Annotated in this window: 11 protein-coding genes; 10 read left to right on the top strand and 1 reads right to left on the bottom strand. The window is 40.9% G+C overall.

Annotation, left to right across the window (positions count from 1 at the left end):
• Positions 1 to 503: 503 nt before the first annotated feature.
• Positions 504 to 1,712, bottom strand: coding sequence for an ROK family transcriptional regulator (locus tag NSB03_RS17420; protein ID WP_024988359.1), 1,209 nt, complete (start codon positions 1,710 to 1,712; stop codon positions 504 to 506).
• A 240-nt stretch (positions 1,713 to 1,952) separates the two neighbouring features.
• Between NSB03_RS17420 and NSB03_RS17415 the strand changes: the two genes are divergently transcribed.
• From NSB03_RS17415 to NSB03_RS17370, 10 genes are all read left to right on the top strand, one after another.
• Positions 1,953 to 2,399 (top strand): NanQ anomerase/TabA/YiaL family protein, encoded by a 447-nt coding sequence (locus tag NSB03_RS17415; protein WP_024988358.1) that lies wholly within the window; start codon positions 1,953 to 1,955, stop codon positions 2,397 to 2,399.
• A gap of 213 nt (positions 2,400 to 2,612) precedes the next feature.
• A complete protein-coding gene (locus NSB03_RS17410) occupies positions 2,613 to 3,854 on the top strand; it encodes an MFS transporter (protein ID WP_024988357.1) in 1,242 nt (413 codons plus the stop codon).
• A gap of 31 nt (positions 3,855 to 3,885) precedes the next feature.
• Positions 3,886 to 4,803: a dihydrodipicolinate synthase family protein gene (locus NSB03_RS17405; protein ID WP_024988356.1), complete on the top strand. Its 918-nt coding sequence runs from the start codon at positions 3,886 to 3,888 to the stop codon at positions 4,801 to 4,803.
• A gap of 11 nt (positions 4,804 to 4,814) precedes the next feature.
• On the top strand, positions 4,815 to 5,990 hold the full coding sequence (locus NSB03_RS17400; protein WP_024988355.1) for an AGE family epimerase/isomerase: 1,176 nt from the start codon (positions 4,815 to 4,817) through the stop codon (positions 5,988 to 5,990).
• 42 nt (positions 5,991 to 6,032) lie between these two features.
• A complete protein-coding gene (locus NSB03_RS17395) occupies positions 6,033 to 7,196 on the top strand; it encodes a sialidase family protein (protein WP_024988354.1) in 1,164 nt (387 codons plus the stop codon).
• A 7-nt stretch (positions 7,197 to 7,203) separates the two neighbouring features.
• On the top strand, positions 7,204 to 8,478 hold the full coding sequence (locus NSB03_RS17390; RefSeq protein ID WP_024988353.1) for a sialidase family protein: 1,275 nt from the start codon (positions 7,204 to 7,206) through the stop codon (positions 8,476 to 8,478).
• 1 nt (position 8,479) lies between these two features.
• Positions 8,480 to 11,746, top strand: coding sequence for a SusC/RagA family TonB-linked outer membrane protein (locus tag NSB03_RS17385; RefSeq protein WP_257466535.1), 3,267 nt, complete (start codon positions 8,480 to 8,482; stop codon positions 11,744 to 11,746).
• Between the two features lie 22 nt (positions 11,747 to 11,768).
• Positions 11,769 to 13,319: a RagB/SusD family nutrient uptake outer membrane protein gene (locus NSB03_RS17380; protein ID WP_024988352.1), complete on the top strand. Its 1,551-nt coding sequence runs from the start codon at positions 11,769 to 11,771 to the stop codon at positions 13,317 to 13,319.
• 48 nt (positions 13,320 to 13,367) lie between these two features.
• Positions 13,368 to 15,410, top strand: coding sequence for a fimbrillin family protein (locus NSB03_RS17375; protein WP_024988351.1), 2,043 nt, complete (start codon positions 13,368 to 13,370; stop codon positions 15,408 to 15,410).
• 110 nt (positions 15,411 to 15,520) lie between these two features.
• Positions 15,521 to 16,765, top strand: coding sequence for an alpha/beta hydrolase family protein (locus NSB03_RS17370; protein WP_257466534.1), 1,245 nt, complete (start codon positions 15,521 to 15,523; stop codon positions 16,763 to 16,765).
• Positions 16,766 to 17,307: the final 542 nt, after the last annotated feature.

Here is a 17,307-nt window from a genome sequence, read left to right as displayed (position 1 = left end):
GTTATAGATATACCGTTTTTCTTGTATAGACTAACTAAAATTTATGCATAACCCCACTAGAATTTACGGGTGACCCTGTTGCAGTCAAGTCTCCTACTTGTTACAGCCAAATCTCCTACCAAATATAAAAAGTAAAAAACTGCCTTCAGCCGCTATCGCCTTCCAGCAAGGCGTTTGCGAATAAAACTGAAACGGCTGAAACCAGATTATAGCATAAAGAATCAGTAAGAGAGTTTTTAGCCGGTTTGGATACAGATAATTGGAGATTTGGTTCATTTTCGCACGGGAATGAATCATTTTTTATGAATATGGCTGTGTCCTGAACCAAATCCCCAAAGAATTGCAACTGAGCCACTATGAGTGTCTTTTTGTATGGATTTTATGTGAAATATAAAAATACAATCTATATTAAGTCATATTATTGTTTTAGTTGTTGCCGGAGTTACCGTAGTCTATATTGTTCGTTTTATAGATAACTTTCTTTCTCAGCGCAGAAGATAGAATCAACTCTCGAACATTCTGCTACGTGCCAGCATGCAAGCCCCTACAATACCAGCTTTGTCTTTCAATTTGGAAGTCATGATGGCTGAATCTTTATTGACCAAATTTAGAGAATACTTGCGTACTGCTGTTTTGATGGGCTGGGTGATATAGTCACCGGTTAATGATAGGGTTCCGCCTATGATAACCAATTCGGGATTGAAGATATTTATTAATCCTGCAATCTGTTTTCCAAGTTTCTGTCCAATCTCTTCTACTATCTCGATACAGAGTAAATCCTCTTTATTCACGGCAGCGATAATTTCATCAAGAGTTAGTGCATTATCTTTTGATAAGATTCTGTTTGATAAAATAGAACTTTCTCCGTTTTGGATACGTTCGATTAACATTCTATGAAGGGCGGAGCCGGACGCTTCGGTTTCCAAGCATCCTTTTTTCCCACAATGACAAATGATTTCGTTGTCAAAGACATTGGTATGTCCGAATTCTCCGGAAAAGCCCGATTTCCCGGTATATATTTTCCCATCAATAATAATGCCGATACCTAATCCCCAACTAACATTTACAAAGATAATATCTTTTTCTCCTTTTACGCATCCCTTCATGAATTCTCCATAGGTCATGGCGCGTGTATCATTATCTATCGTTACCCGAAATCCAATTTTCTCAGTTAGTACTTCTGCTAAGGGTCTTTCTTCGAAATTGAATAGGCTGAAACTATAACCGGATTCAGGATTCACTCTGCCGGAAACATTTATATTGATATTTAATATTTTATTATTATCAACATCTACTTTTTTTATAAATTGAAGAATAAGTCTGCATAGCTCATCAAGTGCTTCAGAAGTATTTTCTGATTTAAAAGGGATATTCATTTTTAATTCTACCATATCGCCTTTGAAATTGATTAAACCTATATTAATCGCAAATTTCTTGATGTCTACCCCAATGAAGTATCCGGATTCGGGATTAAGACCATACAGGCTGGGATAACGTCCACCACTTGTCTCCAGTTTGCCATAATCATTAATATAGCCTTCTTCACACATTTCACTAATGAATTTTGTGACGGTTGGAACGCTAAGATCTAGCTCTTTTGCTAAATCTGTAATAGTAGAACTACCATTATATATATAATGCGTAATAATCCTCTTCTTGAGAAGAGCATTTTTGGTTCCTGCTTCTATTTCTTTCAGTAAATGTTGTTTCATCTTAGTTCTTCTATATTCTTTTCCACAAAGATAATAAATTTATTTATTAATAGATGTCTGCCGAATTTGAAATTGTTATAATGTCCATTTCTGTGTTCTTCTTTGGCGTAAATGATTAATGTGAAATATCTGACTTTTACAAGTGAATATAATAAATAAATTTATTAATATGGATATTTATATTAAATATTTATTCTATATTTGTGCAGATATTGTTTAACTATAAATGAAAGGAGAAATATGATTGTATCTAATCTGCAAAATAGTCAGCGCATTGAAGGGCTTCACCCTATGTTTGGGCTTCTGTTCAGCTATGTGAAAACGCATGATTTACTTCACGCGGATTTGGGGCGTATTGAGATTGATGGTGAGCGCTTGTTTATTAATAATGTAAATCCGGAGTGTGTAGCTTCTGATGAGCAGGTTTTAGAGTTGCATCACGATTACATTGATGTGCATATTCTGTTAGAGGGCGCAGAGACGATTGGCTGGAAGGCTTTAGAGGATTTGCAAAATGAGGTTAAGGCATATTCTAAAGAGGAAGAATGTGCTTTATATTCAGATCGTCCTACTACTTATGTTAATCTGTTGCCGGGGCAATTTGTGATTGTGTATCCGGAGGATCCCCATGCACCGGTTATCGGTCATGGTAAGATTCGTAAGTTGATAGCTAAAGTAAAGCTTTGATTTATTATTGGGTTGGTTTTCAATACCAAAAAGGTAGCGTTATTTATTGTAGTAGCGCTACCTTTTTTAGCTATGTAAGCTATTGTTATGCATTGCTTATTAATTAATCTAGGATTATATAATAAAATATTTAATTAAATATTTGGATGATAATAAAAATGTTATTACGTTTGCAATGATTTAACGCGAGTGAAACATAAAAAATTACTTTATATGAAAAACAAGAGTATTTATCCCTGGGTGGTAGTTGGTTTATTGTGGATAGTGGCGCTTCTTAATTATATGGATCGTCAGATGCTTTCTACTATGCAAGAAGCTATGAAAGTCGATATTGTGGAGTTGAATAAAGCAGAAGCTTTTGGTGCTTTGATGGCTATTTTCTTGTGGATATATGGCTTTATGAGTCCTATTGCCGGAATGATAGCAGATAGGGTCAATCGTAAATGGTTGGTGGTTGGCAGTCTTTTTGTTTGGTCTGCTGTTACTTTCTTGATGGGATATGCTCAAGATTTTCACGAGCTATATTGGTTACGTGCTATAATGGGAGTCAGTGAAGCGTTGTATATTCCATCGGCTTTGTCGTTGATTGCTGATTGGCATGAAGGAAAATCACGTTCTTTAGCGGTAGGAGTACATATGACAGGGTTGTATGTAGGACAGGCTATCGGTGGTTTCGGAGCTACAGCGGCTGCGGCTTTTTCTTGGCAAGCTACTTTTCATTGGTTTGGTATTGTTGGTATCGCCTATTCTTTGGTGCTAATATTATTTTTGAAAGAAAATCCTATCCATAATATTGCTATTAAGGAAATAGATAATGTTCCTAAAGAGAAGAACTCTTCTGTCATAAGTGGTCTCTCCCTGCTGTTTACTAACTGGGCATTTTGGATAATTCTTATTTATTTTGCTGCTCCCAGCCTTCCGGGATGGGCTACAAAGAACTGGCTTCCGACATTGTTTGCAGATAGTCTGAATATTCCTATGGCCGAGGCAGGTCCGATCTCTACCATAACAATTGCAGTATCGTCTTTTATCGGTGTGATTCTAGGTGGAATATTGTCCGACCGTTGGGTGCAAAAAAATATTCGTGGACGTATTTATACTGGAGCTATTGGCCTGGGGATGACTATACCGGCGTTGCTTTTGCTCGGTTTTGGTCATAGTTTTATCAGTGTGATTGGTGCAGGTCTGCTTTTTGGTATTGGTTTTGGAATATTTGATGCAAATAATATGCCTATCCTATGTCAGTTTGTATCGGCAAAACACCGTGCAACTGCTTATGGCATAATGAATATGACCGGAGTATTTGCCGGGGCTGCCGTGACCGAACTTCTTGGCAAGTGGACAGATGGTGGAAGCTTGGGACAAGGATTTGCAATGTTGAGTATTGTAGTGACTGTGGCATTGGTACTTCAAATCTATTTCTTAAGACCGAAGACGGATAATATGGTAGATTGAGAATAATACTAACTTTATAAAAAATAAAATGATGGAACGAATTAAAGGACTTATTGATGCACCGTTTACTCCTTTTTATGAAAATGGTGAAATAAATTTAGAACCAATTGAAGCGTACGCCAAAATGTTGGTAAAGAATGGGCTGCAAGGAGTTTTTATCAATGGATCTTCCGGTGAAGGCTATATGCTGACAGAAGAAGAACGCATGCGACTGGCCGAACGCTGGGTGTCTGTTGCACCCGAAGGCTTTAAAGTAATTGTGCATGTTGGTAGTTGCTGTGTGAAGGCGAGCCGTATGCTGGCCGAACATGCACAGAAAATCGGTGCATGGGGGATTGGTGCTATGGCTCCACCTTTTCCGAAGATTGGACGTATTGAAGAATTAGTTAAGTACATCGAAGAGATTGCATCCGGTGCACCCGAACTTCCTTTCTATTATTATCATATTCCGGCATTTAATGGTGCTTTTTTGCCAATGGTTAAATTGTTGGAAGCAGTAGACGGACGTATTCCTAATTTCGCAGGTATCAAATATACATTTGAAAGCATGTATGAGTACAATCAGTGTCGTTTATATAAGAATGGTAAATTCGATATGCTGCATGGTCAGGACGAAACGATTCTTCCTTGTCTGGCTATGGGCGGTGCTCAGGGTGGCATTGGCGGAACTACCAATTATAACGGAAAAGAATTGGTTGGTATTATTGATGCATGGAAAGCCGGTGATTTGGAGACAGCCCGTGAACGTCAGAACTTCTCACAAGAAGTGATTAACGTTATCTGCCATTTCCGTGGAAATATAGTTGGTGGAAAACGCATAATGAAATTGATAGGCCTTGATTTAGGTAAGAACCGTACCCCATTTCAGAATATGACAGATGCAGAAGAGGCGCAGATGAGAGCAGAATTGGAAGCAATCCATTTCTTCGAACGTTGTAACAAATTCTAATTGTACGAGGCATGAACGAAACAGAATATATTAATCAATGGGCTGCATCTTATAAGGACGACATAATGAACGACATTATGCCGTTCTGGATGAAGCATGGCTTGGATCGTAAGCATGGCGGTGTTTATACTTGTATTGATCGCGATGGCAGTATAATAGATACCACAAAGTCTGTGTGGTTTCAGGGACGTTTTGGTTTCATTGCAGCATTTGCATATAATAATATAGAAAAGAATCCCGAATGGCTTTCCGCTTCGAAAAGTTGTATTGACTTTATAGAAGCCCATTGCTTTGATACGGATGGACACATGTTTTTTGAAGTAACGGAAGAAGGTACTCCTTTGCGTAAACGTCGTTATGTGTTCTCTGAAGGGTTTGCTGCTATTGCAATGGCTGAATACGCTTTGGCAACCGGTGACAATAAATATGCTGAAAGAGCTTTGGAGATTTTCAAGAGTATACAGCATTTCTTACAAACTCCTGGTTTGCTGGAACCGAAATATCTGCCTTCATTGGAGGCACGAGGTCATTCAATTACGATGATTTTGATTAATACAGCTTCTCGGATCCGTATGGTTGTTGACGACCCGGTGTTGACAGAACAGATCGACCGGTCGATTGCAGCATTGCGTCAATACTTCATTCATCCCGAATTTAAAGCTTTGCTTGAGATGGTAGGACCCAATGGTGAATTTATTGATACTTGTAACGGACGTCTCATAAATCCGGGACATTGTATTGAAACAGCCTGGTTCATCATGGAAGAAGCCAAATATCGCAACTGGGATAAAGATTTACTCCAATTGGCTCTTCAAATTCTTGATTGGTCTTGGGAATGGGGATGGGACAAGGAGTTCGGTGGAATCATCAATTTTCGTGACTGTCGTAATCTTCCGGTTCAAGACTATTCCCAGGATATGAAATTCTGGTGGCCGCAAACAGAAGCTATTATTGCTACTTTATATGCTTATCAAGCTACCGGAGATGAAAAATATCTTCAGATGCACAAGCAGATCAGTGATTGGACGTACGCTCATTTTCCCGATAAGGAGTACGGAGAATGGTATGGCTATCTTCATCGTGACGGTACCGTAGCCCAACCCGCCAAAGGGAATCTTTTTAAAGGTCCTTTCCATATACCTCGCATGATGATTCGTAGTTATATGCTTTGTAAGGAACTTCTTTGAAGTAGTACGTAGCTTTTAAAGATAAAATCTAAAACTATTACTATGCGTATATTGAAAAACACATTGTTAGCAGGACTTATGCTTCTCTTTTCTTGTATGAAAGGAGAAGCACAGTCCGGTGCTAAAAACACTTTTTCTGAGTTTCCTAAATACACCGTGTTTTCTGCCGGGGATGATAATGTGAATAGTTATCGTATCCCTTCATTATTGATAGTTAAAGATGGTTCCTTACTTGTGTTTTGTGAAGCACGTAGAGAAAGTTGGCAAGATAAAAGTCGTACAGATGTAGTAGTGAAGCGTAGTACAGATAATGGTCAGACATGGTCGGTTATGCAGGATTTGACAAAAGGAATCACTGGTGCTTATATGGATCCAACTCCCATTTTGGATTCAAGTACTGGCAGAGTCTTTCTTTTTACGACTTTCTGGCCGGTGGATGATCATTCAGGAGCTGGCAACCGTGCCATTCTTATTACTTCGGATGATAATGGTCAGACATGGTCTACTCCTGCCGATGTTACTGCATCTTTAATGCCAGATGGACGTTATATATATGGTTTTGGTCCGGGAGCAGGATTGCAGATGGTAGGTGAGAAGTACAAAGGACGTTTAATTCTGCCAGCCCGTATTTCTGATATGGAAAGAAAAACAGCACACGACGTTGCTATTTTTTCTGACAATCATGGTGAAACGTGGACGGTAGGAGAGAATGGGGATACAGATAATGAGTTCCAGATTGCAGAATCTCCAAATGGAGTTTTAGTGTATAATGCTCGAGTATCAGGTGCACGTATGGTAGCATATAGCAAAGATGGAGGCATGACTTGGAGTAAAGCAATGAAAGAGTCGGCTCTGCCTGGTGTGTCTAAAGGCTGCCAAGCTAGTGTGTTAGGGGAAAATGCAAATCTTTATTTCTCCGGAATAAAGGGAATTCCGGAAACACCGCAATATGACGAAAGAGCTGGATTGACTTTATATAAAAGCTGTAATGGCGGAAGAACTTGGAATGATGGTCTGCTTTTATGTGACAAAGCTTCCGGATATAGCTGTATGGCTTTACTACCAGATGAACGAATGGCGATAATCTTTGAAACAGCAGATACGCAATCGTTTACTCGCAAATCATTACCTAATATAAAACCTCTTAAACGTCCGGCTGATTGGATGAAGCTAGATTTAATTTTAGTGCCTATTATTAATCTTTAATTTTTTTATGAAACACTTATTTAATGTTTTAGCTTTAGGCATTGGATTGTTCTTTTTTAATGCCTGCTCGGATGATAATGTTAACGACTTCAGGCCGGTACCTTATCCGGACGAAGTAGTGGGTCTAAATCCTGATCCTGATTTTGAACCGATATGGGAGATAGCTTCTCCAACAATTACTGTATTCAGTTCGAAAGCAAGTAATGACATTTCATATCGTGTTCCTGCTATCGCGGTTACAAAGAAAGGTAGCATACTCGTTTTTTGTGAAGCTCGCTATGGAACTTGGCAAGACAAAGCTGGTCGGACGGATATTTTGATGAAGCGTAGTACTGATAAGGGGATAACATGGACTGAAAAGAATTTAACTAATCAAGCTACTTCGTCGAAGTTGTCATATATGGACCCGACTGTTGTCGTTGACCAAGTTACAGGGAAAATCTTTTTGTTTACTTCTTTGTGGGATGCTGTAGGCAAGGAGTCTGCCAAACAAGGCTATAATAATAGAGCTATCATGTACACTTCGGAAGATGATGGATTAAATTGGACAAGAAAAGATCTCACAGACGAGGTGGAAATTGGTATTTTTAGCGGTGCGACAAGAATGATTGGTAGCTTCGGTCCTGGCTCCGGAGTGCAAATGACATCAAGTGAGCAATATAAGAATCGTCTGATTGTCCCTATACGCACTTTCAAAGTGAATGAAGCCGCAGGGACCGTTTCAAATGGCGGGAATACAGCTATGTGGTCGGATGATAACGGGGGGACATGGGAAACCGGACAACCTAATAAGTCTGGTGAATGGATGGTAACGGAAGCTCCTGATGGTGCATTAATTGGAAATATCCGTTATAATGGACACCGTCAAAATTATGTAAGTACAGATGGTGGGGCCAAATGGCCTTCTTTTTCAGATTATGATCCGATAGCACTACCAACTCCAGCCAAAGGCTGTGCGGGAAGTGTTATCGTAAAGGATGGCTGGATGTATTACTGTGGGGCGAAAGGGATTATCGAGACAACAGCTCATGATGATCGTGGTATACTATATTTGGCGAAAGCCAAATTCTTTGGTGGCCATTCGCATACATTCGATCCGGCAGATCATATGGTGCTTTATGACAAAGCGGCAGGATACACATGTATGGCACTTCTGCCTGATGGTGATATGGCTATTGTTGCCGAACTCGGTAATGGACCGGGATTCCAAAAACTATCAACTCGTCCGGCCGAATGGATGAGATTGGAATTATTTATATTATCTACAAAAAAACCTCTTTAATATGCGAAAAATACATTTAAAGTACTGCCGTGAAGTAATTTTCATGGTAGTGGCCATACTTTGCTCCATTGGCAGCATATACGCACAAGTCGGGCAAACGGTAAGTGGCGTTGTGAAAGATGTTGCTGGAGAGCCTTTGATTGGTGTCTCCGTATTGGAAGTGGGCACATCAAATGGTGCTATTACAGATTTGGATGGAAAATATACGTTAACATTGACAGAGAGTAAATCAGTTCTTGCTTTTTCATACATAGGTTATGTTCAACAGAATATTCACGTGGATGGACGTAAGAATATTATGGTAGTGATGAAAGATGATGCCATAGGTTTACAGGAAGTCATTGTCACAGGTTATGGTAAAACCGTAACTAAAGATAAACTGACTGCGGCTATATCCAAAGTCTCTTCCGAAGTTTTGGAGAAAGGTGTACGCTCCAATCCGTTGACAGCTTTGGCGGGTACGGTTACCGGTGTGCGTGTTACGCAGACTTCCGGTCAGCCGGGAGCAGGACCTTCCATTCAAGTACGTGCAGGTGCTTCTTTGAACGGTTCCGGTAGTCCGTTGTATATTATTGATGGTGTGCAGAAAGACGATATGAACGATATCAACAGTAACGATATAGAATCTATCGAAGTCTTGAAAGATGCTGCTGCGACAGCGCTTTATGGTGCACGTGCTAATAACGGCGTAGTTCTGGTGACCACAAAAAGCGGTCATGTGGGGAAAACAACCGTAACATTGAACGTAAATATCGGTAAAGGTTTTGCTCGCGACAACTACGATTTTATGAATGCCCGCGATTATCTGTATTGGGAACGTATGGCGGCTAAGCGTAGCGGAGACGACATGAATCTTGTGAACGGATGGGGTACAGGAAATGACATCACTGCCGATGGAAATAAAAGCAGCAATGGTATATATAGTACCTCGATTCTGACGGATAAGAACAAATACCTTTTGGATTATGGTTGGCAATCGATGAAAGATCCGGCGTCAGACAATTATCTATTGTTCAAGGAAACTGATTTTATGAAGTTGAATACGCAGGATGCTTGGACTCAGGATTATAATGTCTCTTTCTCCGGCGGAAACGATAAAGGTAAATACTACTCAAGTATCGGGTATTACGATGAAACAGGTTTTCCATTGGAGTCGGGATACCAACGTCTGTCTTTCAACCTGAATGGTGAATATAAGATCAAGAGTTGGCTGAAAGCTTCCGGTTTCGTGAATTTCTCACGTTCGGAAACTAATCCCAACTACATGAGCGACGCTAATTTCTGGAGTGTTGTGGCTGCAGCTCCGCCTACTTTCAAAGGAGCTAATTTGGACGGAACGGTTATCACACTACTCAATAATACTCAGAATGCCAACTGGAATGAGATGAAGAACTACTACTATCGCAGAAATACGGCTTACAAGACTACGCTGGGAACTTCTTTTCAAGTGGATTTGATGAAAGGACTGAGCCTGAAACTGAGCGGTATGTGGTATCTTTGGATGAAGGAAACAGAATCTTTTGATAAAGAGTTGCCTACCGCTCCCGGTAAGTTGAATTCTAACCGCAAGGCTTCTGCTACTTATGCACGTAAACTGGATCAGACTTACAACGCCATCCTGAATTACAATGCATCATTCGGTGAACACAGTGTCAGTGCAGTCGGTGGTTTTGAAATGATAGACAAATACAACTATGGACTCTCGGCATCAGGTCAGGGAGCTACTTCCGATGACTTTATCGGATTGCAGTTCACTGCCCCGTTGGACGCAAATGGAAAATCCACCCGTAACATGTCTACCACTCACACACAGGAGCGCATCATGTCCGGTTTCCTGAATGCTACCTACGATTATAAGAGCAAGTATCTTTTCTCTTTCTCCGGACGTTACGACGGTTACTCCAAACTGGTGGACAACCGCTGGGGATTTTTCCCTGGTGTCAGTGCCGCATGGAACGTATATCGTGAGGAATTCATGGAGAAATATCTGGATATATTTTCCAACATGAAAGTACGTATGGGATACGGGCAGAATGGTAACGTGAATGGCATCGGACTGTACGAACTACAAGGCAGTTATGGAACAGCCGGTAACTACAACGGCATCTACGGCCTGTTGATTGACGATATTGCATATCCCGGACTGCGTTGGGAGAAAACCACCTCTTTTGATACTGCTATAGAATTAGGACTGTTTAATAAAGTAGACCTGACAGTAGGTTACTTTAACAAGAAAACTACCGATTTGATTGCCAATGTACCTTTGGCTTCTTCATCCGGCGTAGGCTCAATGACGACAAACAACGGCGCTGTGCGTAGCCAGGGTATGGAGCTTGAAGTCAATTACCGTATTTTTGACCGTAAGGACTTTAAGTGGAATATAGGTACCAACATTACTTTTGTGAAATCCAAAATCCTGCAATTACCTGATAATGGTAATGAGAACAACCGTCAAGGTGGAACGGAAGTTTACAAAGGTAAAGGTAGTAACGAAACCGTCTGGAAAGGTGGAATACAGGAAGGACAGTCTTATGGCGATATCTACGGATTCAAAATGATGGGCGTTGTGCGTGACGAAGCCGATTTGGCAAACTATGCTTATTACGTAGATAAGATTCCTTCTAAACCGGTATATGGTCCGGTAGCTTATGCGCAATTGACAGTTGAACAGCAGAAAAATGCGCAACAGTTAGCTCCGGGTGATGCTGTCTGGTACGATGTGAATGGTGACGGAACTATCGATACATACGATCAGGTGAGGCTTGGTAATGAAATTCCAAAATGGATGGGTGGTTTCAATACGTCCGTTACATGGAAAGGTCTGACCTTATTTGCCCGATTTGACTATGCATTGGGATACAAGAAATGGAATAGCGGTTATCAATATTTCATGGGTATCACTTCCGGTCACTTTAATGTCCCGGATCTGGCTAAAAAGACATGGACAGAAGATAATTTGGGTGCGGAACTTCCGGTATTGATGACTAACGACACTAGCTTTAAAAAGAACTATACCCGCAATACTTCATTGTTTTGGGAAGATGCTTCATACCTATGTGCCCGTGAGATTTCCTTGAGCTACGATTTACCTTCGCAGTGGACTAAGAAAGCCCTCATAGATAAAGTGACGGTGACGCTTACCGGACAGAATTTATTCTACATAACGGACAATCGTCTCTACACTCCCGAGTATGGAACCACCAGTAGCAACAAGGGTGGATATGCTTTGCCGAAGACAGTTCTGATGGGATTAAAGGTTGTGTTCTAAAATCATAAAGAAAGATAGCATTATGAAAAAAATAAAATATACATTATTAGTGTTGTTAATAGGAACCATGCAGTCTTGCGATTATTTGGACTTGAGTCCGGTAGACTCCTACGGTATCAGTAATTATTGGAGTACCAAAGATCAAGCGGAACGCTTTGTGCGTGGCTTGCATTATCGTGTCCGCGAGCGTCAGGAAGTATTATTCAAGATGGGTGAACTTAGAGGCGGGACTTTTTACAACTCAAACTCTTCTTTGTTTAATCAGACTATTAGCGATGTGCCGGCTGTGACAAACAATCTTTCAGAAGCTAATTATGTGATAAATAACTGGGGCAATTTCTATATGGACATTATGCAGATTAACCATGCCATCCAGTCCGTCCCCGGTGTTTCTGCTTTGAATGAAACAGAAAAGAGCTATTATATGGGCGTGTTGCACGGATTGAGAAGTTTTTATTACTTTCATCTGTTCCGTACCTATGGCGGAGTTCCTCTGATTGAAACAGCACGCGTGATGGATGGTAGCTTTACTCCTTCCGACTTGAATCAGCCGCGGGCCACGGAAGAAGAAGTCTATGATTTCCTTGTAAAAGACATCAAGGCATCGGAAGATTATTTCGCAGATGACGCGTTTACCATCAATTCTACAGACAAAAGTTCTTATTGGAGCAAGGCGGCAACAAAAATGTTGAGAGCTGAAATCCTGTTGTGGGGATGTAAAGTAAAACCTATTGGCGGTACAAACGTCTACTCAAAAAATATATCAGCCGACTTGGCAGCTGCCAAGCAAGCGTTGCAGGATATCATTGATTGCGGCAAGTATGGCTTTGCTTCCAAAACCAGCTTTGAGGACGTTTTTGATGTAACGAAGAAAGATAACAAAGAAATGATATTCGTTATCCGTTATATGCTGAATGAGAAAGAAAACTTCTTCAGCAAGTTCATGTATCCTACCAATACCAATCTGGTCGGTTTTGAAAATGCGGACGGTGTAGAGTACAAAGGTGACAATGTGAACCCATTGAAACTGAATGGTACTGCATCCAACTACCAGTATGCGAAAGAGTTTTTTGATACATTCAGTGAAAACGATATCCGTCGTAGCGCCACTTTCTTTGATGTATATAAGGTAGACGGTGGAGCGGCAGCTATACTTTTGAATAAATATAAAGGAGAATTGGACAATGATATACGTAAGTTTACGAACGACTGGCCTATCTATCGCTATGCGGATTTGCAGTTATTACTGGCTGAAATCGTGGCATTGCAGGGAGGTGATCCTGCCGCTTACATCAATAGTATTCGTGAGCGTGCATACGGTTCCGCTTATGCTGTCAATAAATACCCTCGTGAAGGTGAAACGGCGGAAGATGCAATTCTAGAAGAACGCTCCAAAGAGTTTGTAGGTGAAGGTAAGCATTGGTATGACATTCGCCGTATGAAGGATGGAGAATTGGCTAAAGCTCTTCAGATTAGCGTTACGGGCGACTTTGTCGAGAAACATTTGTTATGGCCTGTCGATGCTGCGGTAATGTCGAAAGACCCGTTAGTACAGCAGACACCAGGTTATTAATCTGCCTGTCAGATTTATATCATTCATTAAAAATTAAATCATACAAAGATGAAAAAACAATCTATATTCCCAGTCTTAGGACTTTGTGCAGCGTTTCTTGTCACTGCATGCAGTGACGATGACTATGCCCAGACAGATTTTACGCATCCGGCGGGAGGAAATCAGATCTTTCTTAGTTGCCAGTCACAGTTGGGTGATAACAAGACAGTTTGGGCGGCAGATAGTAAAATTGGTTTCTTCTGCAAACAGACAAAAACAGTCAATCTTGTTGTGGGAGTTGCAGCTCCTTATGTGGGACAGACCGAGGGAATGTTCTACACACAGGTAGTGTGGGGCAAAGAAACGGGAGAACATACTTTCTATGCTTATATTCCTTATAATAAGGATAATACGTCAGCGAAAGCAGTGGCCGGAGTTTTGAGTAACTCGCAATTACAGTCGGGCACATCAAACGCTCATTTGACGAACACTGCCTTGATGTATGCGACGGCTAAGTCTGCCGAGGTGGAAACTGCTGTTCCGATGACCTTTAGACATGCATTGGGATATTTAGACATCAGTTGCAAGACATTGGCCAAGTATGTCGGTTGGAAAGTGAAGTCCATCGAGTTTTCTACGGAGGATGGCATTGCTTTGGCGGGTGATTATAAATTTGACCTTACTACCAGTCAGTTTGCTATAGCCGATGGCTCTTCAAAAATAGAGTTGAGAGTAGACAATGCTCCGGTACTTGCTGCGAACGAGGTCTTTCACGGATATATGTCTATGAATCCTATAGACTTGTCAGCGAAACAATGTAACGTAAAGGTAGCGATTGAAAAAGCAGGGGAGGATGATCTTAGCCTGACAGGCAGGATTGCTTCTGTCAATATACTTGCTGGTGACATTAACACATTGAATTTGGAACTGGACAATCTGACAGCCGAACTTTTGGAAGACTTATCCATTGATTTGAGTGCAACGGAAACGGCAAACTGTTATGTGGCAGGAAAGGCAGGGCAGGAATATCGCTTTAAGGCTACCGTTATGGGTAATGGAGCGATTACTCCGGCAGTAGAAGGTGATGATACAAAGAAAGGTATCACTCCTTCGCCGTTAGCTCCTGCATCGGCTTCGATTCTTTGGCAAAGCGAAAGAAGCCTGATATCCGGTGTGAAACTGAAAAATGATTATATCTATTTTACCTTGAACGGTTCGGAAGAAACGGCGTTAAAGGCAGGTAATGCGGTTATTGCCGCTTATGATGGCGCAGGGATGATTGTCTGGAGTTGGCATATTTGGGTTACAGATGTGGATTTGGACGCTAAAGTGCAAACATATACTGTGCATGCAGATTATAGCGCATACCCCGCTTTTCAGTCACCTATGATGATGGATCGTAACTTGGGTGCAACGGATGACAAACTGTGGTCGGCGGCTACTGATCCTAAAGGTTCGCATGGTTTGTTTTATCAATGGGGGCGTAAAGACCCGATTATCGGCCCGAGTGATGGTGAGGCAAATGCACATGCCACAGTTTATGACAAGGATAATGAGGTTGTAAGTTGGGACTTTACAGTTACAACATTGATATCAAGAGAAGATATAGCCAAATATCCGATGAAATATATTAAGGGAGATAATTGGTTGAATGAAGACGCTTATGATTTATGGGGAAATTCAACAGTGTATGCTACTGGCGGTGGAGACGGCTCTATCGGTTCAAAGTCAATCTATGATCCATGTCCGCCGGGTTATCGTGTCCCTCATCCTTATGTGTGGAGTGGATTTACATCGACAATCAGCGGTGGCAATCATAAAACTGGTGCTGTGACTACCAGTGCTTCAGGTGATATAACGAAACAAGGTGGCGTTACTTTTGCAAATGGCGGAACGGTTATTTATCCTAGTACCGGTTTTATCAATAACGGAGCATTGCAGCGGGTAGCCCCTGCAAGTAATGGATGTGTCAGTCTATGGAGTAATGCCGCAGCCAAAAAAGACTTCGGGGCACAGTTCTATTACGATACTACGAATTGTAATACACCTAAAGGAAATAAGCGTACATTTGGTTTTGGTGTCCGTTGTATGAGAGACAATACTGCCAACTAGACATTTACTTTTCATGTCCATAAATCCTTGGCATGTTTTGAAGAATCATGCCAAGGATTCTTTTTCAGTATAAAAGATGATAAGATAACTTTTATAATACAGACATTACAATGAAAAAGAACATAATAGCTGTTTTGTTATTACTATTGGTGCATGCCAACAGTCTTGCTCAAATTCCTGATGTGACAGGACGGGAACATACTATCATTCAATCAGAAAGACAAGACGGACGATTCCTGAGTACTTATGGAGTTGTCCATGCAATGCTCGCGAACATAAAACCGGAATGTGCATTTCAGCCGGATATGACTGCCGAAGAATTCCGTGAATGGCAGCATAAAGTACGGAAGTCAATGCAGGAAATCATGAAATTTCCCGAAGTGAAAGATATGTTGTCGCCTAAACGGCTGTACAGCAAACAGTGCGACGGTTACAAACTGGAGAAATGGGAATTTTATCCTTTGCTCGAGTGTGTCTCTACCTTTTTAGTATTGATACCAGATTCTCTGCGGCAACCTGTTCCCGCTATTCTATGTATCCCCGGTTCAGGTGGCAGTAAGGAAGGATTGGCGGGAGAGCCAGGAGTTGCTCCGAGGCTGAATGATGATTATTTGAATCCCAAAGTAACGATGGCACGCAACTTTGCGAAAGCGGGTTATGTGGCGGTAGCCGTAGACAATCCGGCAGCCGGTGAAGCTTCTGATTTGGAACGTTATGCCCGCGGAAGGAATTATAACTACGATTTAGTGTCACGCATCTTGTTAGAATTGGGGTGGAGCTATCTCGGATATACTTCATTTCTTGATATGCAAGTTCTTCAATGGATGAAAATGCAGTCCTATATCCGTAAAGACCGGATTATTGTAAGTGGTTTTTCTTTGGGGACAGAACCTTTGATGGTATTAGGAACACTGGATACATCTATCTACGCTTTTGTTTATAATGATTTTCTGTGTCATACACAGGAACGGGCATTGGTTATGATTGCTCCGGACAAGACGGGTATACGACCTTTCCCAAATTCTATCCGCCATTTGATACCGGACTTCTGGCGTAAATTTAATTTTCCGGATATTGTAGCCTCTCTGGCTCCCCGTCCTGTTATACTGACAGAAGGTGGACTAGACCGTGATTTGGATTTAGTACGTGCCGCTTATAAGATGACCGGACGTTTGGAGAATGTTGAGATACATCATTATCCAAAATACGCTGATCCGCATAGTCGGACAGATATAAAGGCACTGCCAGAAGGGCTCGATAGGAATGAGTTTTATAAACTGGTGAATGTGGACGGGGGCAATCATTATTTTAAGTCGGAGTTGATACTTCCTTGGTTGAAAAAACATCTTGAATAGGTTGTGATATCTGTTACTAAGATAATAAAATATCTATCATTATTTTTCTAGTAAAAATAGGGTATCTATCATTAATAAAACAGTCTAATGGAAGGAGAAAAAGCATAAAATGGCTTGTTTTTGTTGAAATGAGTCCATATAAATCGGATTATAATGGCTTAATAACCCGATTTGAGTGGTAAGCATTCGGTCTGTATATGTGGACTATAAAAAGACGACAGTTCCTAATAGATTATCAAGTAGCTAACCGTTGGTAATATATGAGATTTGTGGTGTTTATTTCTACTGGCTCATATTAATGATGCGGTTCTGTTTATGCTGTTGTCATTATACGAGTAATCGTACCCATTAGCTTTGTCTTTATAAGAATCTAATAGGCACACGGCTCTTTCATTTAACTTTGATGCTATAATGTACCACTGTTAATCAGGTAGTTATATGTAACTGTTACGCAATGGCTGTGTAAATCTCATTTTGGATAAAAGGGTTAATGGCTTTTAACTGACTATCGGTCATGCACTTTGAAAATTCCAAGCATTTTT

Source organism: Bacteroides acidifaciens, assembly GCF_024623065.1.
Classification (GTDB): domain Bacteria; phylum Bacteroidota; class Bacteroidia; order Bacteroidales; family Bacteroidaceae; genus Bacteroides; species Bacteroides acidifaciens.
Note: the sequence above shows the minus strand (reverse complement) of the source record. Positions and strands in the feature narration are given on the sequence as shown.